This is a genomic window from Sporosarcina siberiensis, from assembly GCF_042681925.1.
Taxonomy (GTDB): domain Bacteria; phylum Bacillota; class Bacilli; order Bacillales_A; family Planococcaceae; genus Sporosarcina; species Sporosarcina siberiensis.
The window spans coordinates 450377-473987 of sequence record NZ_JBHUGI010000032.1 but is presented as its reverse complement, the minus strand read 5'-3'; the positions used below and the strand labels follow the sequence as shown (position 1 = coordinate 473987).

Here is a 23611-nt window from a genome sequence, read left to right as displayed (position 1 = left end):
TTAGTATAGAGAGGATGCCAGAACAAATGTGTCAACATAATTCGAAAATCTGAGGAAAATTTGCTTATGTATAGAAATTATACTCGAATTTCGATATAGTGAAGGTATAGGATCTTCACTCAAATAGATGAAGGGAGGGGTAAAATGTCAAACGGTCGTGCATTATCACCAGCTGTTCAATCCGATGCTGAAGCACAATCATTATTGAAGGACTTTCTAGCGCTTATTAAAATCGGTATTGTCAATTCAAACATGATTACGACATTTACTGGTCTATTTCTTGCAATACAGCTAAGTAACGAGCGTTTCTTTCAAAATCTTGATGTACTGTTTTTCGCATTAGGAGGTACTGGATTAATAATTGCCGGATCTGCTGCACTTAATAATTTAATTGATCGAGATATTGATCCGATAATGTCCAGAACAAAATCCAGGCCAACAGTCACAGGTCGATTTAAAGCACCGCCAGTATTGGCACTCGCGCTTACTTTCATTGTTGTAGGTGAGTTCTTATTGTTCTCTGCATCCTTTGCAGCAGGATTATGGGGACTTGCAGGAGTATTCAGCTATGTAGTACTCTATTCTATGTGGTCTAAACGTAAGCATGTTGGAAATACTGTTGTTGGAAGTATTTCAGGAGCGATTCCGCCTTTAATTGGTTGGGCTGCTTTCGAACCGTCATTGGGAGCAGGAGCGTGGGCATTGTTTTTAATCATGTTCATTTGGCAACCACCACACTTTTACGCACTTGCAATGCGTAGAACCGATGAGTATCGTGCAGCAAACATTCCAATGTTGCCTGTTGTAAAAGGGTTTGCACGAACAAAGAAGTCGATGCTGGTATGGGTGTTGTTACTTTTCCCATTACCGTTTCTACTAACAGAGTTAGGTGCAGGCTTTTTAATATTAGCAACCTTATTGAACATAGGATGGCTGTATTTTGCACTTAAAGGCTTTAAGGCGAAAGATGATTTAAAGTGGGCGACAACTATGTTTGTCTATTCTCTCAATTATATGACGATACTATTTGTCTCTATAATCATTTTCTCGTTGTTCATTTAACAAACGGAATTCTTTCTTTCAACAGGAATTCACATAGAAGTGTTAGTGTTAGAAGTTCTTTGAACAAGAATAATATTTTTTACAGAAAGAGAGGTATGATTAAGCGATGATGAAAGGACTCAAAAAGTGGCGTCTTTTTTCTTTACTAGCAGTTTTGACTGTGTTCCTATCGGGATGTGGTCAGCAGGAACTATCGGCACTTCTTCCGACCGGGCAAGTTGGTAAAGATCAGTTCAACTTATTACTATTATCTTCATTTATCATGTTGTTCGTTATTACTGTAGTAATGATTATTTACGTAATAGCACTCGTACGTTTCCGACGTTCGAAATTGGGGGAAGATCATGTCCCTGAACAAACAGAAGGAAGTCACACACTGGAATTATTATGGACGGGAATTCCAATTCTTCTTGTAATTTTACTTGCAGTTCCAATGGTTTATTATACATATAAACTTGGGGATGTTACTGCCATGGAAAACGTAGATGAAGATGGAAATGCCGAGCATCTCGTTGTAGATGTAACAGCAAAACTATTTTGGTGGGAATTTGAATATCCGGACTTAGGAATTGTTACCGCTCAAGAACTTGTCGTTCCAATGGGCGAAAAAGTATATTTCAATCTTATGGCTGCTGACGTTAAGCACTCATTCTGGATACCGGCAGTTGGTGGTAAGTTAGATAATAACGTTGAAAACGTTAATAAGTTTTATCTTACTTTTGACATGGACTCTAAAGATGTAAAAGACGGTACGTTTTATGGTAAATGTGCTGAGCTTTGTGGCCCTTCCCATGCATTAATGGACTTTAAAGTAAAAACAATGCCTCGTGCTGAGTTTGATAATTGGGTAGCGTTAATGCAGGATACAGAAGAGCTAGTCGTTGATGATTCAAGTTCTGTTGGAGAAGAAGTATTTGCACAGAGCTGTATCGCATGTCATGCAACTTCAGCTGTTGGTGCGTCCAACGAAAAAGCGGGTCCAAACTTAGCAACATTCGGTGACCGTAACCGTGTTGCAGGATATATGGATCACACTGAAGAGAAATTAAAAGAGTGGATTAGAGAGCCGCAGAAACACAAACCAGGCAATCTAATGACAGCATTTCCAGAAGACATGATTTCAGATGATGATTTAGATGCACTTACAAAATATCTCATGGGATTAACCGTTGAGAAGTAATTATAAGTGAAATTGAAGAGGAGGTTACAAAGTGAGTTCAGTTGCTCAAAAAAGAAGTTTTGGCGCGGCATTATGGGATTGGCTAACAACAGTCGACCATAAGAAAATTGGAATCCTTTATCTCCTTGGTGGAGGATTCTTCTTCGTACTCGGTGGAATAGAAGCATTGATTATTCGTTTCCAGCTCCTTACACCGAACAACGATCTAATCAGTGCCGGAACTTTTAACCAAATGATTACGATGCATGGTACCACAATGATTTTCTTAGCGGCCATGCCTATATTGATCGGATTTATGAACGTCGTAATGCCACTCCAAATTGGAGCACGTGACGTTGCGTTTCCATTCTTAAACTCATTAGGTTTTTGGATGTTCTTCTTTGGTGGAGTATTTCTAAACTTGTCATGGTTCATCGGACAAGTACCTGATGCAGGTTGGACTTCTTATGCATCACTTTCACTAATATCCGAAGGACATGGTGTTGATTTTTATGCAATAGGTCTTCAAATTGCAGGTGGAGGTACCCTTATTGGGGGGATTAACTTCCTCGTAACGATCATTAACATGCGTGCTCCGGGAATGACGTATATGCGTATGCCATTATTTACATGGACTACGTTTGTCGCTTCAGCGATGATCTTGTTCGCATTCCCACCACTTACAATCGGTCTATTCTTCTTAACATTTGATCGAATGTTCGGCGGTAATTTCTTTGACCATACTATGGGTGGTAACACTATTATCTGGGAGCATATATTCTGGATATTCGGTCACCCTGAAGTATATATATTGATTTTACCTGCATTCGGGATTTTCTCGGAAATATTCTCGATTTTCTCACGCAAACGTCTCTTTGGATATCCATCGATGGTATTTGCTACAGTATTAATCGGTTTCCTTGGATTTATGGTTTGGGCTCACCATATGTTTACAGTAGGTCTTGGACCAACTGCAAACGCGATATTCTCGGTTGCTACGATGGCAATCGCTGTCCCAACCGGTGTTAAGATATTTAACTGGCTCCTCACAATGTGGGGCGGTAGTATTAAATTAACGGTACCAATGCTTTACGCAATTGCCTTTATTCCAACCTTTATTATGGGTGGAGTAACTGGTGTAATGCTTGGAACAGCGCCACTGGATTACCAATTACACGACTCATACTTTGTCGTAGCTCACTTCCACTATGTAATTGTTGGAGGAACGGTTCTTGGTATTCTTGCAGGAGTTCACTTATATTGGCCGAAAATGTTCGGTACAATGTTGAGTGAAGGATTAGGTAAAATCACATTTTGGTTCTTCCTAGTTGGTTTCCATTTAACATTTCTAATTCAGCACTGGTTAGGTCTTTGGGGTATGCCACGTCGTGTCTTCACGTATATGGACGGACAAGGTTGGAACTCAGGAAACGCAATCAGTACTGCTGGTGCCGTGTTAATGGCAATTGGTATAACTGTGTTGATTTATAACATTATTATTACTACAATTAAAAACGTACGTGTTGCAAATGATCCGTGGGGTGATGGTCGTACACTTGAATGGGCGATTGAGTCGCCGCCAGTGTATTACAACTTTGCACAGACGCCACTTGTGCGTGGACTTGATACGGTATGGATTGAAAAGTCAGAAGGTAATGAATCTGGAATAACACCTGCAGAACCTATTCAGGATATTCATATGCCAAACGGTTCAATTATTCCATTCATCTTAAGTATGGGATTATTCGTTACTGGTTTTGGTGTAATGTTCAGAACTGAACAAGCATGGGGTCTTCCAGTTCTAATTGGTGGTCTTGTATGGGTATTTTTAGCAATGGCAGTTCGCTCATGGCAAGATGATACAGGTTATTATGTTACAAAAGAAGAAATTTTAAGAGATTTAAAGCGTAAAGGGGGACAAAAATAATGGATTTGAATAAGAAATTCACCCCTGAAACGTGGCCGGATAATCCGGAAAAAGCAACACTTGAAGCAAAAAATAAGTTCGTCGGATTCTGGCTCTTCCTTGGTGGAGAGACGATATTATTCGCAACACTTTTTGCTACTTATCTTGCTTTGAAAAATAAAGGCCCGAGTGGTATGGAGCATACTACTCAATCGCTTTACCAGTTACCGCTTGTATTTGTTATGACGATGCTTCTACTTACATCGTCACTAACAAGTGTGTTCGCAATGTATCATATGAAAAATTACAATTTCAAAAAGATGCAACTTTGGTTAGCGATTACTGCTTTCCTTGGTCTTGGTTTCCTTATGTTGGAAGTGTATGAATTCTATCACTACGTACAAGAAGGCTTTACATTCGGTAGTAGTGCATTTAGTTCGTCGTTCTATTCTCTTGTAGGAGCTCACGGATTCCACGTTGCAATTGGTCTAGTGTGGATCACGCTTTTGATTTACCGTAACTCTAAACGCGGACTGAATTTGTATAATGCAACGAAATATTATACATTTTCTTTATACTGGCACTTCATTGACGTCGTTTGGGTATTTATCTTCACTGTAGTCTATTTGATGGGAGTGATAGGTTAATATGTCGAGCATCGATATTTATCAAAAATCACCTGTTGAACTGGAACTTGGCCAGAGACGTGCAAGAAAATCTATGCGAAATCAAATAATGATGTTCTCATTAATGATTTTCTTAACAATCATTTCGTTTACAATGGTCGTGGCATATCAATCAGAGGTAATCGGATTTTCGAGTTATTTCTTAATGCCCACTCTAATGTTGTTTGCGGGAGTTCAAGTAGCTTTACAATTGTACTATTTCATGCATATGAGCGAAAAAGGTCATGGTACAGCCATGATGTTCATGTATACTGGTGCATTTCTAGCTTTCCTTGTTGTTTTAACATTTCTTACAATCGTATGGTGGTAAGAATTTAATTACGAAAAGCCTGTGGAATCTATACTTTTCCATAGGCTTTTCCTATTTTATTTAATAAAGTCATACTTCGTACATTGAGTTCATGAGCAGTTCGTTTTATACTAGTAAGTAGTTATAATTGAAGGAGAGATGGCATTGATACCATTAAGCATATTTGGATTTCGTGCACTTTGGAGCCCGTGGTTTTTCTTGGCTCTAGCTGCTCTGGTTGTAGTCTATTTCCTACTTACAGTTAAGTGGAAAGATCGTTTTGAAGGTTCCGCTCCTCTTACGCGTAGAAATATTAACTATTTCCTCAGTGGAATGATTTTACTATATATTGTTAAAGGATCACCGGTAGACTTATTAGGTCATATCTTGTTTTCAGTGCATATGGTGCAAATGGCTATATTACTTCTTATAGTTGCTCCATTTTTGATCATCGGTATTCCGAACTGGATGTGGAAAAAAGTATTTGATGTTAAAATTCTCAATGCGATTATTTCTTTGTTTACAAAACCGGTAATTAGTTTAATGGTTTTCACGGTTATGTTTTCGCTCTATCACTATCCAATCATTTTGGATACAGTGAAATTAAGTCTTACTTTGCATTCAGTTTTTACAATCAGTTTATTTTTAGCAGCATTCTTTCTTTGGTGGCCTATTGTGAATACGCTTGAAGGTCAACCTCAGCTTCACGGCTTAAAGAAGATTGGTTATGTTATGTTGAGCGCTCTACTGATCACACCAGCTTGTACATTAATTATTTTTGTAGATGTACCCGTTTATGAAACATATACATCAGGTGAGGCTTGGTTACAGGCGATGGCTCTTTGTGTTCCAGCAAGCACTTTATCTGGATTGTCAGGACTTGGAATTTCAGGACCTGAATTGTTTACAAATATGCCGTCACTAGAGGATCAGCAATTGGGTGGTATTCTAATGAAAATGATACAAGAAGTAATTTATGTCGTGATTATTGGGAAAATCTTTATCACTTGGTATAAAGATGAACAAGCAAATGCAGATGAAATCACACAAAAAGATTTATTAATGCGTAAAAATCTTACGATGCATGGATAGTTTCTTTGGGGAAAGAGGTTTTATGTAATGGGTGTGCCGTTTTTACCAACTCTTAGCACATTTTTTATAATCCTATCTGCGGTATTAGTTGCAATAGGGTGGTACTTAATTGTCCAAAAGAAAGTTGAAGCTCATAAAAAAACGATGCTCGCAGCTGCTGTTGCAGCAGTTTTGTTTTTAATTATTTATGTATCACGCACAATTTTGGTAGGGAATACATCTTTCGGGGGACCGGATGATTTGAAAATCTATTATACGATTTTCTTAATTTTTCATATCATTTTAGCAACAACTGGAGCGGTTTTTGGTGTTGTGACGATTCGTGCCGGACTTAAAAACAATTTAGTGAAGCATCGGAAGCTTGGTCCAATTACAAGCATTATTTGGTTTTTCACTGCAATTACTGGAGTTGCTGTCTATCTGCTGTTGTATGTGTTTTACAAAGGTGGAGAAGTGACATCGATGTTCAGAGCTATTTTAGGGTTTTAAAAAAATGCTTCCGCAAAGTTGATGCGGGAGCATTTTTTTATATTTTGAAATCAAGTTTTATTATTCCAGCTTCACGTGCTGTTGTGAAAAGGATGACAAGGAGTGGACCTATGAAGAATCCAAGGAAACCAATAAGCTTCAAACCGATAAACATTGCGATTAGCGTAGGAAGCGGTGAGAGCCCGATGTGAGACCCCATCACTTTCGGCTCAACAATCCTCCGGATGAGTAGTAAGACGATTGCTAGGGTGGCTAACTGAGTTCCAGTGGCCACATCACCGCTAATGAAGTGATAGAGAGCCCATGGAGCGAGCACGATAATCGAACCAAGTATCGGTACGATATCAATTATCCATATGACAAGCGACATAGCTACTGCGTATTTAGGTGCTACAATAAGTAGACCGACAAATGCAACGGCAAGAATGATAAAGCTTACGAGTAGTTGGGCTTTCATAAAGCCGATTAATACAGCATTCAAACGGGTAACCATTATGCGCACTTTTTTCGCTGTGGATTCTGTAAAGCGTTCAAATAACTTGAATTTTAAATTTGGTAATTCAAGCATGAATAAGAAAAGAGCAATTATATAAACAATGAGACTCACAAGTAGATTAGGTATATCTGTTGCGAATAGAAGAATTTGTTCAGAGCTTAAAATATGCAAAATGGATTCTCGCATGGAATTTAATACAGTATTTGATTCCCTTTGGATGGAATTAACAACTTCAATAGGTAAGCCAGATGTGTATTGGAACATCTTGGTTTGCATATCAATCCACATTCCTGATAATTTATTGAATAGATCGGGTGCCTGTTCAGCGAAATCAATTATTTTACCTATAAGTTTATTAACTGTAAAGTAAAGAATAGATGAAATAAGTACTAGTATAAACATGAAGACGGATATAACTGCTATTTTTCGTTTCCATTTTAACTTTACTATGGCGAGCTGAACCAGTGGATCAATGAGCAAGGCGGTTAAAAGTGCTAAAATGATTGGTACTGAAACGGGAACGATATAGATAAAAATTAATATGACAATTGCAATACTAAATAATATAAAAAAATTGCGTTTCGTAAGCCATTTTGACACAAATCATTCCTCCGTTACTTTCATATTTTAACGATGACCAAAAGTTTTGATATAATCGTTTAAAAAAACCGAAGAACGCAGGGTTCTCCGGTCTTGAAATACTTTTATTTTTTTGTGTTATATGGTAGTAATGCTTCGTTTACTAATTTCAGTGTTGCGTTACAGTCTTTTATTAACGTTTCCGGGAAATGTTCTCCCTCGCCATATTCCACGCCGTGCGGGTAATAGTGCTTACCAATTACTGGTTTTTTTAGAATCATCATTGCGTCACGTGTATCGACGTCTCCATCGGTAGTGTAGCCAAAAACACGTAGATAATATGTGCCTTCTTTAATGACATACTTTTTGTCATATGTTACTCGCTCATAGTCCCATTGACCGGCACGAACAAGATCATGTTTCATCATTATTTCATCAATTACAGATAAATCGGCAACGATATTTTCAATGCCAGTATTTTCAATATACATGGTACGTATCCTCCTTCAATCTATCTTCCAGGTAATTTCCCTATACCTATTCATAATAGAACAAATCAACAATAGTTGCAATGACAACATTGTGTCATACTCAAACGGAGGATCATTCGAATGGTATGTTCATAAAAAGCATATAATGTCGAAATAAGATGTACTGCAAAGCATAACGATGTTTGAATACGTTTTCCAATACATAATCATTGGTGAGAGTAGGTGAGAAGGTTGAAAGGTTTTTTGAAAGTTGTCGTTGTTCTTATTGTGTTACTCTTAGTCTTTTATTATACAGATGATCGAATAAAAGAAAATGAACTATTGGAATCATTGCCAAAGCAAGTGACCGCTATACCTCAATTAAATGATGGTGTAGGTGCGCCTATTACTCAAACGTCCCGTCCCGCTGAAGGATTATCTACATATGTGGGAAAAAGTACGGATGAATTAATAGAGAAAATGGGGAAACCAGACCGAATTGAGCCATCCAGCTATGGGTATAACTGGTGGATCTATTTTGAAGATATTAATTTTATGGCGGGTGTTACAACTGAAAACCAGGTCAATCAAATATATACATCCACTCTTTTGTCGGATGTAAAACCGTTTACGATTGGGCAAAAAGTGGAAGATATTTACCGATTTACGATTGTTGAATCAGAAGTGAATGTATCTCTAAATGACAATGTATATACTTTTTCTTTAAATGGTGAGGATCAGAAAAATCGATTGTTGATTATATACAAGGACTTGTATGCACAACTTTACGTGGATCAAGTGGATGGGGTTTTAGAAGGGGTTCGGTTTATAGACCCTGAAACACTTGTCCTTCATCAACCGTACGATATGACATTTACGGGAGAAATGCTCGTGCCGCATGTACCTTCATCGACGGTCCAAGTGGAAGTTGATAGAGCAGCAGAAAGACAAATTTTTGAGCTGACCAATAGTTATCGACAAAAGAGAAATATTCCTGAATTAGAAATGGATTATCAGTTAAAAGTTGTTGCTCAAAAGCATAGTAAAGATTTGATGCTCGGCAGTTATTCTTCTTCTCAGGCGCTTGAACCTGACAATTTAACAAATCGGTTGAAAGAAGCCGGTATTGATCAAAAAAGAGCGGGAGAAAATATTGCTTCAAATTACGTAGATGCAATTGAAGTAGTTCATGGTTGGTTAAATTCTTCCGCTCACCGAAAAGTGATGTTGGATAAATATTTCACACATATTGGAACGGGTGTTTTTGGAAAAGTCTACAGTGAAAGTTTAATACTTAAGAACAAAGATGATGACCGTAGAAAATAAACTTGGTTTAAGGAATAATCCAAGTTCCATCTTCAGTTCCTGCGATGCCTCGTACATATAGGGGCATCGCTTTTAATTTTGCATAAAGTGCAGCACGTTTTTGAATTATGGGATTTACAGTATTCAGAAGAAGTAGGAATTCGTCTACTGTTAGCACGTCTATCTTTTTGGATTCCTTTGTTAAACGGGGATCACCCGTCATTACTCCAGGAACGTCTTTATAAAATTCAGTATGTGTAGCGTTTAGTGCTGCCGCTAATGCAACGGCTGTCAAATCACTACCACCTCTACCGAGAGTCATCACATTCCCTTTTGTGTTCACCCCTTGAAAACCAGGAATGATGATGCAATCCATTTCTTTGAGATACGCATTAATTTCCGATGGATCCAGATGTACAATTTCTGCATCGCCGTATTCGCCAGTTGTTAAAATACCAGCTCTTTTACCATGCAATACGGTTGTATTGATGTTGAAGCTATTGAGTTCGGCGGATAGAACTGCGGCCGCTATAAGCTCTCCACAAGACGCTATTAAGTCCCTTGCAACTTTATCTGCATCAAATGCCTTGGATAAATTTAAGAGGGTGTCTGTAGCGTAGGGGTCGCCTTTTCGACCAATTGCCGAGACGACAATTACAACTTTTTCGTGTTTTTGAATACCGCTCTTTATGTGTTCAATACATTTCTTTCTTGTTGTTTCATCTTTCATTGCTATACCGCCGTATTTTTGAACAATCATCAAGGCTCCCAACTTTCTTCGTGACATTCGCTAAACTTTTCTCATACGATAAAGTAGGTTCGCTCTCAATATATTCGCTAGGAAATAAAATGTTCGGGAAGGAGAGAGTGGTGCTACTTATAACTGAACTTCTTAAAGACTGGCCATGTACAGCTGTCGGGGAGGACCTTGGGATATTTGTTAGTGGAATAACTGAACACTCGGCAAATGTTAAACAAGGATATATTTTTGTTGTTCGAAAGGGAGCAAGTGTAGACGGAGCTTGTTACATCAAGGAAGCTATCGATGGAGGTGCGGTAGCTATTGTAATGGATCGATCTCTTGTTCATTTTCAAACGAATGGGATTCCAATTATTACAGTTCCGGATTGTCGTAGATTTTTGGCTTATGCGTGTGCAAGGTTTGCTGGAAATCCTTCCGAACAATTAACGGTTATTGCTGTGACCGGAACAAATGGGAAGACTACAGTAACGCATTTTGTTGGGCAAATATTAAGTCGGTTTGGTGTTCGAAGCGCTGTAATTGGAACGACCGGTATCTTTGTCGATGGAAAGAAAATAGACTTTGAAGCACCTGATATGACTACATTGCCTGCGGAATATTTTCAACCGTTACTCAGGAAATGTTTGGAAGAGGGTGTCACTCATATCGTACTAGAGGCTTCATCACTTGGTTTATCGACAGGCAGATTGGACTACTGCGATATTGATATTGGGGTTCTTCTTAATATTGGCATCGATCATATTGATGAGCACGGCGGAACATCTAATTATATTCGTGCAAAAAAGAAATTGGTGGATATGTCAAAAGTATTTATTGCAAATCGGGATGACGAAGTCTGTGTAAAGATGACTGATTCCATTGCGAATAGATGCATTTATTTTGGCACGCATTCATTATCAGATGTTCGTATTTTAAGAGAAGAGAATTTGTACTTGATGGTTCGAAATGAAAAGCAAGAATTTCCTTTATCCGTACCTGGAAATTTTAATGAACTCAATTCTGCTGCAGCAATATCAGTTCTTTTGGAGTTGGGTTTTCAAATCAAAGAGATTATGAAACATGTGGGTGCTCTAATGCTTCCTGAAGGAAGATTGCAGAGTTATGAACAGGATGGAATTACAGTATATGTTGATTTTGCACATACTCCTGATGCGATTGAAGCGGTCCTTCGTTCGCTTTTAGGTATCTGTGAGGGGAAGCTCATTACTGTTTTTGGTTGTGGAGGAAATCGAGACAAAGGTAAAAGAGCGAAGATGGGAGCGATTGCTGCTTTATATTCTTCGCAGGTCATTGTTACGTCGGATAATCCGCGTAGTGAAGATCCGCATTTAATTATAAAAGATATTATACAAGGCTTTCGAGACGATTTTAAGGGGGTTCAAGTGGAACCTGACCGAAAACGTGCGATTCAGATGGCGATTGCTCTTGCTTCGGAAGGGGATATTGTTTTAATTGCTGGAAAAGGGCATGAGAAAACACAACAAACGGCAGAGGGCGTATTTTTATTTTCCGATCAAGAAGAGGCGAAAAAAGCATTATTCTCTAAACAAGTGAATCGAGGCCGAAATTTATTGTCCAATCAATTCACGGATGTAAATTAATCTGTTATGATAGAGGGGAACGGAGGGGTTGCGTTTTGTTGATGACCGATGAATGGGTTACCATCCTTGAACATGCGGAGGACCTGACTGAAATCCTTCTATCCTCGGATGTCGTAATCAGTTATCGAAATGCACATACGAATGTTTATTCAGATTCTGAGCTTGCGAAAAAAATTCACGAGTTTACTGAAATGAAGGAACGTTATGAAGAAGTACAACGATTCGGTAGATATCATCCGGATTATAATATAGTAATGAAGAGTATTCGAGTACAGAAACGAGAACTGGATATGAATGAACATGTTGCGGCGCTTCGGATTGCTGAAAATGATGTGCAGCATTTGTTTGATGAAGTCGGTTCAATCGTTGCGTTGTCTGTGTCTGAGTCGGTTAAGGTTCCTGCAGGCAGTGCGTTTTTCTCGGATTCATCTTGTGGTACTGGATGTGGAACTGGTGGCGGTTGTTCTTGTTCTGCATAAGGTACAACGCCATTTAGATCCAAAATAAAAAACAATCTCACCATTTTCATTTGGTGGGGTTGTTTTTTTAAAAAAGAGGGGTTAGTCTATTTTTATAACGGGGTTTAGACTAAAAATACCCTTTTTCGTGTAGCTATAAACAGGTTATTTGGTGACTTTACAATAGGTGGTGTAAGGCTATCAGCCGGGTTAGCACTATAAGTGCCTTGTAATGCTTTAAGTGTTTAGGATATTTCGTTTGTTACCTCTGGTATAATAGAGACTAGGAATGGAATTTGATACTTAAACAAATAGGCTGAAAAAATGAATGTAGAAAAACTGTTGCTTTGCGTTCCGGCGCACGCTTTCCGGAGGGCTCACGCTAATCCTCCCGGAGTCGACGCCTGCACTCCAAGCAACGGAAAGTAGTATGTTCAGAGCTAATTCCAGAATCGGGCCAGAAAGTAGTATGCGAACAGTTGCTTTCCGTTCCGGCGCACGCTTTCCCGAGGGCGTGGCTTGAGCCTCCTCGGTCGCAAAGGGCGCGACACTGCGGGGTCTCAAGGCTCACGCTGATCCTCCGGGAGTCGGCGCCTGCACTCCAAGCAACGGAGTGTACTATGTGAAAAAGCATCTTCAGTTAACGGGCCATTTTGAGGGAGAGGAAATAATTGCTTGAAGAAATAATTGATAACTGGAACTCGTATTGTAAAGATGAAAACTTTGTTGGTATTGGCTCTACACGAAAAGTATATAAGGTATCGAATTATGTAATAAAAGTACACTTACACTCAAATGGTTATAAGCAATCACAAAATGAACTCCAAGTTTTCAGCGCAATGGAGAAAAAAGGGCTCGCTTCAATACTTGCCAAAACTTATTACGTGGATGACTTCATTTCCATACAAGATTACTATCTCCCTTTAGAACTCATAGATAACCAATCCTATGATATCAATCCTGAAATTCACAGTCACCTCATCCCTGATCGTTTTGAAACGGTTATGAATGAGTTGGATAAAAACTTCGATTGCTTTGATTTAAAAGACAGCAGTAATTTTGGTTTGAATAATAACGGGAAACTTGTTTTAACTGATTATGGTATGACAAAAGAATTGTACGAAAAAGAGTGGGTTCCATTAGCTGAAGAAGGGTTGCTTCCACAAATATATTTTGAGTCATGTAACACTTGTGGAGAAAAGAAAGAGTTACGGATATATGGTGATAATGATATAGACAAACGTTGCTATGATTGTGGGAAAGAATAAAGCACGTTGCTATTATTCGGAAGATTGGCAAACTATCTTCCGTTAATGGGGGCAGTTGTGGAAGATGGACTGTACCTGAAACGGGCCAGATTAAAAGGGATTAATTAAATATTAAGAAGTGTTGTTGGGGTCTCATTTAAGCTAATATCCATAGGTTTAAAAGTATGTAAGAATTAGAAAAGTACCCACTAAGTAAATGGGTACCCTTTATTTTTATTCATCATCCAAATCATCTTCAGAAAATCCATAAACGTATTCATCGATTTCGATTAGTGTGTCGATACTCACCGCAAATTTCATAACCTCTATTGGAAAAGAATATCCCGGAGAGCGTCCATCGTACACATTAGTAACTGCACAAAATGAAGTTTTCAGACCTAGTTCATCTTTCAATTCGTTAATAATGTCAACTTTATTTTTAAATATGCTAACTACTTTTTGTAATTCCTTTTCAAAATCAGTTGTTTCAATAACTCCTGTACTATATTGCCATTGTGTAATAGTGGATCGTCTTTTGGATGTAGCCCACTCATCGACTTTCACAGTTTCAGTTGGAGATATTTCTAATTTGTCTGTTATAGCTGTCAAAGAAAAGTCCCAATCCGGTTCGAACTTTCTGAAATCCAAATATACTTCGACTGTTGTTTTTTTGTTCATAACTAATTACTCCTTCATCTTGGTCAATTTTATAAGGGGATAGGACGGTAGCCGTCTGCTGCAAATATATTGTGATGCGTTACATAAAATGTTTTAGTTGAGGTATGATGAAGTAGAATATCACCTTTTTGAAACGGCTTTTTTGATGATTTCACTTCATACATATTATAATGCGCTATTGTGGTATCTTTTTGGTTTTTAACCATTGTTGTTTTAAATTTATGAGCATTTCCATAACCCAGTGTCACAGCATTACTGTTTGCTCTAGAGGTAGATACAAAAATACCAGAAGGTATACCCCCAGAAGGTGGTAATTTTTCAATTAGTTTAACATTGTACGTGGATATTTCAGGTTCTTCTGATACTATTTGATTCATTTCGTCTGTCATTTCTTTATCAAGTTCTATAATTTTAATCAGAATTTGTTCTTTTGAATCTGAGCTACCAATTTCATCCGCATAAGTAACATTCCCGCTAATAAATAATGACGCTACAAGGATAAATAAATATTTTTTTCATTATTTTAAAAATCTTCAAAATAAACCCACCTTTTCTATTATTGTCTAAAAGCTCAAATCAATCAAAGAAGCTTTTGAGTTTTATTTCATTTTTTGAAAATTCCCCCTCCTCTCTCTATTCATAGTATATATTATTTGACAAAACCCTCCAACATTCCTTCTTTATATTTGAAGGTTTAAATTTATTGAGATTATGCTGGAATACACGCCATAATCGGTAATAAATATTGAGAATGTATTATTTCGTAAACGTTGGCAGTTGCTGAAGTTTGACTGTGCCTTAATGGGGCCATTTTATTATGTCGAAAAAGGAGTGTTGGTATTTCGAAAATGTCATAATTGTGAAATGCCTTTCAGCTGGAGTAAAGTTTACAAAGCGTTTTTGGTTTGGATAAACAAGTCAGTTTAATATGATAATTGTGGTGTAGAACATAGATTGACTTTTGAAGGTAGGTTGATTTTTGCACCACTTACTGCTTTGCCAATGCTTCTCTTTGTCATTTTCTTTTCACCTTTCAATAATCTTTTTGCTACGCTAGGTGTAGGACTCGCCATACTAAGTATTGGCTCTTTGTTCGTACCGTGTTTTGTTAAATTCAAAGTTGTTTGAACTAGTTGTATTTACTGATGACGGCAGTTATCTTAAGATATTTTCTTTCATCAATCGGGGGCTATTGTGAAGTACTACACTTTAAGTTGATTGGAGTGCAAGCCTTCGACTCCGGGAGGATTAGCGTGCGTCTTGAGACCCTGGACGTAGCGAAGCGAAGGAAGCGGCTCAAGCCACGCCCTCCGGAAAGCGTAAGGCTGGAACGGAAATCAACGTTTGCAAGCCTATACTAAGTCTTGTAATTCTAAAGGCTTTGTACAACATAAGGGTGAAGTTGTCGCATAGGGATCGTGTTTCAAACGGGTCAGCTTGTGAAATGCGTATGAAACTTTTTTGTTAGAGATTACGACTAACTTTAATAAGGGAGTGAATCCATGAAGAAATATTTAATTATATCAATTTTTCTTTTTGCCTTAATAGCATCACTAAGTGGTTGTAGCAAGGGAATTAAAGAGGTTAAGGAAGTAAATATTTATGAGATGGAAAACTTTTCCGAGGTTAAAGAAGATTCCTTAGTCACCTTCACAGATAAGAAAGCAATTAAGCAATTTAAAAAAGCTTTTAGCAGTGCTAAAAAGCAACTAGTTGTAGTGGATATGGCAGACCCGCAGTATAAAGTGGAATTGGGTGAAAAATCATTTTTCCTTTGGTTAAGTCAAGACCATGGAACAATAATGGATGTCGAAGATACTAACACTATATACACTTTAACAAATCAGTCAGTTGAAAATGTAAAGAACATATTCCGTTAAAGGATGCTTATATGTAGTATAGCTTTCGACCGTATTCAACGTAAACAGTTAAACGATATTGAATTCTAAACTTCAATTATTCAATAGAAAAAACACCCCAAGAGTTAGATTTTAACTCTAATGTTCGGGGTGCAGTACTAACGGAAATCAGCGGATTACAGTATTCTCAAGTTTTATATGTTGTATAAATTTATTATTGACCAGCGTTTTCTTGAACGATTTCCATTGCGAATGTGGGGCGGTCTGTTATGAAACCAGCGGCTCCGGCATTTATGAGACGTACGATAGAATCTCGTTCATTCACATTATTGAAATAGACAGGAACATTCAATTGCGCAAGAAACTTTATAAAACCCTCTGTGTTCAGTGGGAAAATTCCAAGCTTTTCTGGAATCATAAATAAATCTTCACGTGGACTGTAGAGATGACCAAATTGACTTGTGAAAGCTGTGTATGCTTTCTTGACTTCATCCTCGCCAGCACCTGTCGCAACGCGGCTTTGTGCATAAAGGTTGAATCGATCTGTTTGTTCGTCGAACGTGCTTGTTACTAAAACACGGTCCTGGGCTCCAAGATCTTCAATCAGTCTCCATAGCTTAGAAGGCATTAAACTTCCTTCATATGTTTCGGGAGAATCTTTCAAGTTAATACTGATGAACATATGTGGGAATTCTTCTAAAAGTTCCTTTAGTGATAGGACCTTTTCTTCTTTATCGCGATAAGAATGGTCGCCATTTTCATCTTCAAAGTTATATCCGGCATTGGCTTCTTTTAACTCATCCAATGTGAATTCCGATATTTTTCCAACTAGGTCAGTTGTACGATCTGCATGTTCGTCATGGAAAACAAGAATTTCCTCATCTTTCGTCAGTCGAACGTCTACCGCAAATCCGTTTACGCCGAGTGCGGCTGATTTAGAAAAGGCGGCTCTCGTGTTTTCGGGTGCTTCGAGAAGGCCTCCTCGATGTGCAAGTATAACTGTTTGATCAAATTCTAGAGCTTTTTTCGCTTTGCGGGGAATAGGTTTTGCAACTGCTTTGGATGTTGCCCATGCTGCGATTCCAGCAGCACCAAGCGTAAGGGCTACTTTTGTCTTTCTACCCATTATGGAACCTCCTCTTCAATTAAGATGTACTGACTTCATTATAGTGTAAAAGACGAGATGTGTCAGCTAAGGATTATGTTGCAGGCCTTTTCAGACTTATGGTATTGTATGGGTTAGGAAACGAGGGGAAATTTATGGTCGATCGTCAAGGAATTATCATTTATCTCCATCATCTAAGACAAGCAAAGTCTTTCAGGAAGTATGGTCATGTTCATTATATTTCTAGAAAAATGAAATATGTGGTCCTTTATTGCGATAAAGAAGATATAGATGCTGTCATTAATAAAGTGGAGCGACTTCCATCGGTGAAAAAGGTAGTGCCTTCTTATAAACCTTTAGTTAAAACATTTTATGAAAATGCAAAACCAGATAAAGCGAAAGAATACGATTATAAGACTGGACTTTAATAAATTGAGAACAACAATACAACCTTATGAGGTGTGGTAAGTGAAATTTATCGCAAGGACAGTGGTTCTTCTTCTCGTCATTAATGGTTTACTGCTCTATATGCATTTTAGTCAAGCGGGCAGGGCTTCTGGTGAGGATATAAATGCACGAACCTATTCTCAAGAAATCGAAGTTACAAACCGTCCAGATGCATTGCATATACGGCATCATTTTAGAGGTTTAACAAATGGTCGTTACGAGATTGTTTGGCCGGAGGTAAGTACCGAACGTTCCTGTTATGGAATTGCCGAAACAGAATGCTCCCGCTTGGAAGAAAAAATGACTGCTTTAATTGAAGGAGAAGTGGACCAACAATCCATTTCGTATGTAATTCCAAAGAATGAGCCTATGGGCGATTCTTATCTATTCAAAATGCCGTTTGTCGAACTTCATGGTGTTGGGGTGCGTTCAACGATCCTGCACTTGACAGATGAAACAGGAATCGGCGGTTTTTGGGTAAATGGTTTAGAACAAAAGGGTCAAAAAAGTTTAGAACTCATTGATTACGCATTGTTCCGTGGAAGTGGGAAAATTTCCGATTTATACTGGCAAAAAGATATGCTTCCACTTGAGTATGCGGGTGAACGTTTGACTGTCTATGGTGCGGTTGCAAATTTAAAAGCACTCGAAGAAGCGGATGCCGCTCTTAAAAGCGTCGATGCTGAGCATTCAATCGTTGTTATTGATAAAGAGAAATCGGCTCTTCGGTCAAAACGATTTGTTGTCACGGATACAGTGGACGCAGCTAGAATCGCAGATCGATTTATGATTGATAGTATGTTTTCTCGATTTGAGATACCGAATAGTCAATATATAATAGCGGAGTCTGTGGCATCAGTACTTATTGGGACGGGCATAGGTTCTGAAAAATCACAATCCCTTTATGATGAATTAACAACTGTAATAACTCCGAATGAACTGGAGTTATTCGTGCAAAAGCTAAGGACCAAAACAGGTGAACCCGTTGATGCTGAAATTTTAGATGATTTGATTGTTCAAGTAACAGGCTTTGGAACATCGTATTTTTCTGAAAATAATAATGATGAAAAACATGTATATCCATTTTTATTTGAAGATGCTCGAGAAGTTCTTGTTTCTGGAGAAAGTCATCCTGATATAAAAGTCATTATAAAAGATGGAAAAACACTCTATCCTATTGAAGAAGTTCTAAGTCAATCAGGCTATGATATTAGAAAGAACGACCGGTCCATTTATATTGAAAATGAGGCTAGAAAGTTTCGTTTTCCTTTAAAAGAACCATTTTATGTATACAATGAGCGAAAGTTCGATCTCGTTTCAGTTCCATTTGACTTGATTGATGATCAATTGTATTTTGAAGAAAGTTGGTTTATTCGTTTATTTCTTTTTGATATTGAAAAGAAATCCGAGACTATTAACTTAGTTCCGAAAACACAATTTCCAAATGAGGGAGCGGTCAAATGAGGATTGTAGCGGGTTCAAGAAAAGGTATTCCACTAAAGTCTTTAGCTGGAAATGAAACACGGCCGACTACGGATAAAGTAAAGGAGTCAATCTTTAATCGAATAGGTCCTTATTTTGACGGAGGTATTGTTGTAGAGTTGTTTGGCGGCAGCGGGGCACTTTCACTAGAAGCATTGTCCCGCGGTGCTGATAAAGCAATTGTTTTTGAAAAGAATTCGAAAGCATGTGCAATTATCAAAATGAATGCTGAAAAAACAAAGTTTACGGACCAAGTACATATTGAACGATCAGATGCCCGTAAAGCCGTCAGTCTTTTGAAAAATAGGGTTGAAAGTATTGATTACTTATTTATTGATCCACCTTATGCGGAAAAAGAATTTTATGAACTTGCGGGAACACTTGCAGAAGCGGGTCTTCTTTCCAATCATGCAGTTATTGTTTGTGAACATGATAAAAAGCTAGAGTTACCGGAGTCTTTTGATTTGTTTTTAAAAGTAAATTGTTCAAATTACGGAAACAGTGCAGTATCCATATATAAGAAATGAGGTTACGTAATTGTCTAAAATTGTCGTTGTACCTGGAAGTTTTGATCCAATCACAAATGGGCATCTTGATATTATTAAGCGTGCAGCAAAAGTATTTACTGATGTCCGAGTTGCTGTAATGAACAATTCATCGAAAAACTCTCTTTTTTCAGTTGAAGAACGAGTTGCATTAATTGAAGAAGTGACTGCTGGTATTCCGAATGTAAGGGTTGAGTCTTCTTCAGGACTTCTAATTGATTATGCGAAAAGCATCGGTGCTTCAGCAATTGTCCGAGGACTTCGTGCGGTATCCGATTTTGAGTATGAAATGCAAATTACATCTATGAACCGCGTACTGGATGAAAGCATTGAAACTTTTTTCATTATGACCAACAATCAATACTCCTTTCTCAGTTCGAGTATCGTTAAAGAAGTCGCGAAATATGGTGGGGAAATATCAGTACTTGTACCAAAATCCGTTGAACTCGCTTTGAAAAAGAAATACAATCAATAAAATAAGAGAAAAGGCGATTCAATGATAGATATTGAATGGCCTTTTTTATAAAAGTAAATAGAAGATAATTGGAACAAGAACGATACTCCAAATTCTACCGACAACATATGGAAGCATCGATAAATTGGCTGATTTTGCAATTACAGCAACTTGCATATGAATGCTTAGGCCATTCATCGATAGTATTAAAGCGATTAAAATCGGAAAAATTTCGAGTGTGCTGAAGTGATCTGTTGCAGATTGTACGCCAATTGTCATTTCAAAAAAGGCGAGAAGTGCAGTTGTGGCGATTCCCATGTCCAAGTGGGTCGCGGTTGCAAGTACTTTTGCTAAAACTGTACCAAGTGCAGAAAAGAAAATAACAGTTGTAGCAATTAACGTGATGATTGTTGTGCTGTCTTTGATTGCTTCAAGAAGCGGGATTCCTTTTGGTTTTTTGGCTTCAGGTACTTCTATAGTTTCATTTTCATCGGAGTTTTTTAGAAGGAATAGTGTTAAGAAGAAAAAGAGTATATTTGCAATGTGTATTGAAATGAGTAATTTCCATCCAATGGTTACATCGCCAAGAAGTTCGGCACCAACGAATCCAATCACGAACATAGGCCCAGGGGCGTGACAAGCAGCGAGTAGGAATTCACTTTGTTTCTGTGTCAATTGGTCGTTTTTTTTCATTTCGACAACTGTTACTGCGCCAACAGGGAATCCTCCAAATGATCCAAGCACGAATGCTTTAACAAATCTCCGCCATACCGGACTGTTCGTAGATGTACTGGGCATTTTCAATAGCCATTGGGTCAATATGATATAAGGCAACAAATAAGGAAGAAGTGCATGTATGAAAAGTTGTCCACCAGCAACCGCACCGTCATGAGCAGTGCCTGGTTGGATAATAAAAAGTATGATGAGACCCCATATAACTGCAATATTTAGCATATAATCAAATCGGACCTACATGTGCTCGAGTGCTCATGCATTTCGCTCCTTTCGTTTTCTGAACCAAGTGTTGAGTGGGTAGTTAATTCTTTATCTGAAGTTTTTCTGGTGCTACACTAATATATATGTGAAGAGAGTACAGGCTATTAACGGAGGTGGCACCAAAATGAGAAATAAAAGACTTGGTAAATTACTTATTGTATTAATGATTGTTGCTGCCCTATTTTTATTTCCGATTGATTCTTATATTTCAAAACCTGGTGGGGCTTATGATTTAGCGCCGCTTGTGGAGGTAGAAGATGGAGATTTGAATGACGTAGGTACGTTCAGTTTGATGACGATATCCTTATCAAAGGCAACGCCGTTAACGTATGCGTTTGCAAAAATTTCCGACAAGAGAAAAATTCTTCCGGCTGTAAATGTAAGACGACCAAATGAAAGCGACAAAGACTATAATGTACGACAGAAAAAATTAATGTCTGATTCCCAATTCAACGCAATAACGGTTGCTTTTAAACAGGCTGATTTACCAGTGGATATACAATTCGATGGTGTTTTCATCGTAAGTGTCTTGGAAGGTGGAGCAGCGTACGAAGTATTAGAAGTTGGGGACAAAATTTACTCGATTGACGGCAAAAAACTTGAAGAGTCCGGTGATTTTTATAAGATAATAGGTAATAAAAAACTCGGAGACAAAGTTCAAATGTCTATCGAAAGAGATGAGAAATTCCTGGATGTGTCCGTTACGATTAAAGAAATACCAAAAAGCGAAGGACGTATTGGTCTTGGAGTTCAATTCCAAGAAGACAAAACGCTAACGACGGATCCTTTAGTGGAGTTCCAAACGTCTAATATCGGTGGACCTTCAGCAGGCTTATTATTCACTCTTGAAATAATGAATCAATTAATGGATGAAGATTTAACAAAGGGATACAAGATTGCAGGTACAGGCGAAATGCTGGAGGACGGAACAGTTGGAAGAATTGGTGGTGCAGACTTTAAAGTAATCGCAGCATCACGTGATGGTGTAGAAATCTTTTTCGCTCCTGAAGACGAAATACCGACAGAAGTATTGGACCGCAATCCGGGTTTGAAAACGAATTATGCTGAAGCGGTAGAAATGGCGAAAAAAATAGGTACGAAAATGAAAATCGTACCCGTTAAATCGATTGAGGATGCTCTTGACTATTTAGAGAAATTAGAACCAAAGTGATTACGGTAGTATAATGGGTGTCCTTTTAAAATCTCCTCCAACAATAGGAGGATTTGTATTGTGTGCGATTCCCAGAGCATACATATCGGCTGAGTGAATATCCATTTGTAAAGATGGATCTGAAAAGGCGGCTGCTTTGCTTATGAGAGGAAGCTTCAGCTTTTTTTTGTTTTTATTCAAATATAATTGACCTTTTTCCGTCATACCCAAAAGTCGTAAATACGATGCTGAACCAATTTCGTTTCGGTGTTCATATGTAAAACCAGTGTATATATGTGTCAGCATTCTCTGAATTCGTGTCCATGTATATCGTTTGGATTTGACTTCACTCATGAACCCTTCGAATGTATTGTTGTTTTTCGCAGCCCGAAACATTAAGTTTTCAATACCTTCGGCGATGTCAGCGATCTCTGCTAACCGTTTAGGTCCCTCACGGAGTATTGTGAAGCGTAAGAGCGGATAAAAGGAGTCCCAGTTACCGAAAGATCCTTTGTCGTCACGCCAAGCAGTTAAGGTGTTAAATGTTCCTTGTGGAAAGAAGTTTCGGACAGAATCTAACGTATCGAAATCGAAAAAGGATTTACGGATTCCGGTTGCACTTGCAATTGTCTGTTCATCATCCGCATCATCATGGTACCCAGCAATGATGCGGGGAATTGTTGCAGCAGCCATTGTAGAATTTATTTCCCGAGCTGCTTGCATATAATGAAATCCTAAAATATTGTTCGGTTTTGTTAAATCTGCAACTGGTAAACTTTGTCCGGACAACTGAACAGCATAAAGATATGCCTCATTCAGCGCTTTTGGATAACTTAATCCGCTCTGAACTGCTTCTTTCACTATTTGTTCATATTTGTCGCCGGCGTTTTGAAGGACTGAAATACTTTGCTCAAAAGGCTTAATGTCTCCATCTTCACTTCCAAAGCAAAATGCATCACAACCGATAGCGTCCAGTAATTCGATTGCGCCTTTTGCAAAAACAGGAGCATGAGCTGTTGCATATACGTAAGGCAATTCGAGTACTAAATCTGCGCCACCTTGCAATGCCATCGTTGTCCGAGCCCATTTATCAACAAATGCCGGCTCGCCTCTTTGAAGAAAATTACCACTCATGACCGCAATTACAACATCTGCTGAAGTCGATTTTCGGGCTTGTTCTATGTGATAAACATGCCCATTATGGAACGGATTATATTCAACGACTATCCCTATAGCTTTCAAAGAGAGACCTCCTTTGGTATACTAGTATTTATTATAACGATGTGGCTAACG

The 23611-nt window shown here is 38.2% G+C and carries 25 protein-coding genes; 17 read left to right on the top strand and 8 right to left on the bottom strand.

The window, feature by feature from the left end; all coding sequences use genetic code 11:
* Positions 1-144: 144 nt before the first annotated feature.
* The 7 genes from cyoE (at position 145) to ACFSFY_RS13205 (ending at position 6683) form a co-directional block, all read left to right on the top strand.
* Positions 145-1062 carry a heme o synthase gene (gene cyoE / locus ACFSFY_RS13235; protein WP_381538757.1) on the top strand — a complete coding sequence of 306 codons (918 nt, stop codon included), beginning with the start codon at positions 145-147 and terminating at the stop codon, positions 1060-1062.
* Between the two features lie 106 nt (positions 1063-1168).
* Positions 1169-2242 carry a cytochrome c oxidase subunit II gene (gene coxB, locus ACFSFY_RS13230; protein WP_381538755.1) on the top strand — a complete coding sequence of 358 codons (1074 nt, stop codon included), beginning with the start codon at positions 1169-1171 and terminating at the stop codon, positions 2240-2242.
* A 31-nt stretch (positions 2243-2273) separates the two neighbouring features.
* Positions 2274-4148, top strand: a complete 1875-nt coding sequence (locus ACFSFY_RS13225) for a cytochrome c oxidase subunit I (protein ID WP_381538753.1) — start codon at positions 2274-2276, stop codon at positions 4146-4148.
* Positions 4148-4774 carry a cytochrome c oxidase subunit 3 gene (locus ACFSFY_RS13220; protein WP_381538752.1) on the top strand — a complete coding sequence of 209 codons (627 nt, stop codon included), beginning with the start codon at positions 4148-4150 and terminating at the stop codon, positions 4772-4774. The genes ACFSFY_RS13225 and ACFSFY_RS13220 overlap by 1 nt, the downstream gene beginning before the upstream one ends.
* Position 4775: 1 nt before the next feature.
* Positions 4776-5123 (top strand): cytochrome C oxidase subunit IV family protein, encoded by a 348-nt coding sequence (locus ACFSFY_RS13215; RefSeq protein WP_381538750.1) that lies wholly within the window; start codon positions 4776-4778, stop codon positions 5121-5123.
* 138 nt (positions 5124-5261) lie between these two features.
* Positions 5262-6194, top strand: a complete 933-nt coding sequence (gene ctaG, locus ACFSFY_RS13210) for a cytochrome c oxidase assembly factor CtaG (RefSeq protein WP_381538748.1) — start codon at positions 5262-5264, stop codon at positions 6192-6194.
* Between the two features lie 27 nt (positions 6195-6221).
* Positions 6222-6683 carry a DUF420 domain-containing protein gene (locus ACFSFY_RS13205; RefSeq protein ID WP_381538746.1) on the top strand — a complete coding sequence of 154 codons (462 nt, stop codon included), beginning with the start codon at positions 6222-6224 and terminating at the stop codon, positions 6681-6683.
* Positions 6684-6720: 37 nt separating this feature from the next.
* Here the strand turns inward: ACFSFY_RS13205 and ytvI are convergent, their stop codons facing one another.
* On the bottom strand, positions 6721-7779 hold the full coding sequence (ytvI, locus tag ACFSFY_RS13200; protein WP_381538744.1) for a sporulation integral membrane protein YtvI: 1059 nt from the start codon (positions 7777-7779) through the stop codon (positions 6721-6723).
* A gap of 104 nt (positions 7780-7883) precedes the next feature.
* Positions 7884-8249, bottom strand: coding sequence for a YugN family protein (locus ACFSFY_RS13195; protein WP_381538742.1), 366 nt, complete (start codon positions 8247-8249; stop codon positions 7884-7886).
* A 231-nt stretch (positions 8250-8480) separates the two neighbouring features.
* Here ACFSFY_RS13195 and ACFSFY_RS13190 point away from each other — a divergent pair, with 231 nt between their 5' ends.
* A complete protein-coding gene (locus ACFSFY_RS13190) occupies positions 8481-9554 on the top strand; it encodes a CAP domain-containing protein (protein WP_381538740.1) in 1074 nt (357 codons plus the stop codon).
* Positions 9555-9561: 7 nt separating this feature from the next.
* Here the strand turns inward: ACFSFY_RS13190 and ACFSFY_RS13185 are convergent, their stop codons facing one another.
* A complete protein-coding gene (locus ACFSFY_RS13185) occupies positions 9562-10320 on the bottom strand; it encodes an amino acid kinase family protein (RefSeq protein WP_381538738.1) in 759 nt (252 codons plus the stop codon).
* 80 nt (positions 10321-10400) lie between these two features.
* Here ACFSFY_RS13185 and ACFSFY_RS13180 point away from each other — a divergent pair, with 80 nt between their 5' ends.
* The 3 genes from ACFSFY_RS13180 to ACFSFY_RS13170 all read left to right on the top strand — a co-directional run bounded on the left by ACFSFY_RS13180 (position 10401) and on the right by ACFSFY_RS13170 (position 13623).
* The gene (locus ACFSFY_RS13180; RefSeq protein WP_381538736.1) at positions 10401-11897 is read left to right on the top strand and encodes a UDP-N-acetylmuramoyl-L-alanyl-D-glutamate--2,6-diaminopimelate ligase; all 1497 of its coding nucleotides are present in this window, start codon (positions 10401-10403) and stop codon (positions 11895-11897) included.
* 35 nt (positions 11898-11932) lie between these two features.
* Positions 11933-12376 (top strand): YlbF/YmcA family competence regulator, encoded by a 444-nt coding sequence (locus tag ACFSFY_RS13175; protein WP_381538734.1) that lies wholly within the window; start codon positions 11933-11935, stop codon positions 12374-12376.
* Between the two features lie 650 nt (positions 12377-13026).
* Entirely contained in the window at positions 13027-13623 is a 597-nt protein-coding gene (locus ACFSFY_RS13170; protein WP_381538732.1) for a protein kinase, read from the top strand.
* Positions 13624-13836: 213 nt separating this feature from the next.
* Here ACFSFY_RS13170 and ACFSFY_RS13165 read toward each other — a convergent pair whose 3' ends face one another.
* Together ACFSFY_RS13165 and ACFSFY_RS13160 are read right to left on the bottom strand one after the other, a co-directional pair.
* On the bottom strand, positions 13837-14280 hold the full coding sequence (locus ACFSFY_RS13165; RefSeq protein ID WP_381538730.1) for a DUF4279 domain-containing protein: 444 nt from the start codon (positions 14278-14280) through the stop codon (positions 13837-13839).
* Positions 14281-14309: 29 nt separating this feature from the next.
* A complete protein-coding gene (locus ACFSFY_RS13160) occupies positions 14310-14657 on the bottom strand; it encodes a hypothetical protein (RefSeq protein WP_381538728.1) in 348 nt (115 codons plus the stop codon).
* Between the two features lie 1125 nt (positions 14658-15782).
* Between ACFSFY_RS13160 and ACFSFY_RS13155 the strand changes: the two genes are divergently transcribed.
* Complete coding sequence (locus ACFSFY_RS13155; protein WP_381538726.1) at positions 15783-16160, top strand: YhfM domain-containing protein; 378 nt, start codon at positions 15783-15785, stop codon at positions 16158-16160.
* A gap of 193 nt (positions 16161-16353) precedes the next feature.
* On the opposite strand, the gene ACFSFY_RS13150 is transcribed toward ACFSFY_RS13155, so the two are convergent.
* A complete protein-coding gene (locus tag ACFSFY_RS13150; protein ID WP_381538724.1) occupies positions 16354-17265 on the bottom strand; it encodes a glycerophosphodiester phosphodiesterase family protein in 912 nt (303 codons plus the stop codon).
* Between the two features lie 134 nt (positions 17266-17399).
* Here ACFSFY_RS13150 and ACFSFY_RS13145 point away from each other — a divergent pair, with 134 nt between their 5' ends.
* Genes ACFSFY_RS13145 through coaD form a run of 4 tightly spaced genes read left to right on the top strand, consistent with a single transcriptional unit; the run spans position 17400 to position 20193 of the window.
* A complete protein-coding gene (locus tag ACFSFY_RS13145; protein WP_381538723.1) occupies positions 17400-17672 on the top strand; it encodes a YlbG family protein in 273 nt (90 codons plus the stop codon).
* Positions 17673-17712: 40 nt separating this feature from the next.
* Complete coding sequence (locus ACFSFY_RS13140; protein ID WP_381538721.1) at positions 17713-19155, top strand: hypothetical protein; 1443 nt, start codon at positions 17713-17715, stop codon at positions 19153-19155.
* Positions 19152-19700 carry a 16S rRNA (guanine(966)-N(2))-methyltransferase RsmD gene (rsmD, locus tag ACFSFY_RS13135; RefSeq protein WP_381538719.1) on the top strand — a complete coding sequence of 183 codons (549 nt, stop codon included), beginning with the start codon at positions 19152-19154 and terminating at the stop codon, positions 19698-19700. Before ACFSFY_RS13140 ends, rsmD begins: the two co-directional genes overlap by 4 nt.
* A gap of 10 nt (positions 19701-19710) precedes the next feature.
* Positions 19711-20193, top strand: a complete 483-nt coding sequence (coaD, locus tag ACFSFY_RS13130) for a pantetheine-phosphate adenylyltransferase (protein WP_381538717.1) — start codon at positions 19711-19713, stop codon at positions 20191-20193.
* A gap of 45 nt (positions 20194-20238) precedes the next feature.
* Here coaD and ACFSFY_RS13125 read toward each other — a convergent pair whose 3' ends face one another.
* Positions 20239-21126: a hypothetical protein gene (locus ACFSFY_RS13125; protein ID WP_381538715.1), complete on the bottom strand. Its 888-nt coding sequence runs from the start codon at positions 21124-21126 to the stop codon at positions 20239-20241.
* 166 nt (positions 21127-21292) lie between these two features.
* Here ACFSFY_RS13125 and ACFSFY_RS13120 point away from each other — a divergent pair, with 166 nt between their 5' ends.
* Positions 21293-22339 (top strand): SepM family pheromone-processing serine protease, encoded by a 1047-nt coding sequence (locus tag ACFSFY_RS13120; protein WP_381538712.1) that lies wholly within the window; start codon positions 21293-21295, stop codon positions 22337-22339.
* Here the strand turns inward: ACFSFY_RS13120 and ACFSFY_RS13115 are convergent, their stop codons facing one another.
* Positions 22340-23560: a nucleotidyltransferase gene (locus tag ACFSFY_RS13115; RefSeq protein ID WP_381538710.1), complete on the bottom strand. Its 1221-nt coding sequence runs from the start codon at positions 23558-23560 to the stop codon at positions 22340-22342.
* Positions 23561-23611: the final 51 nt, after the last annotated feature.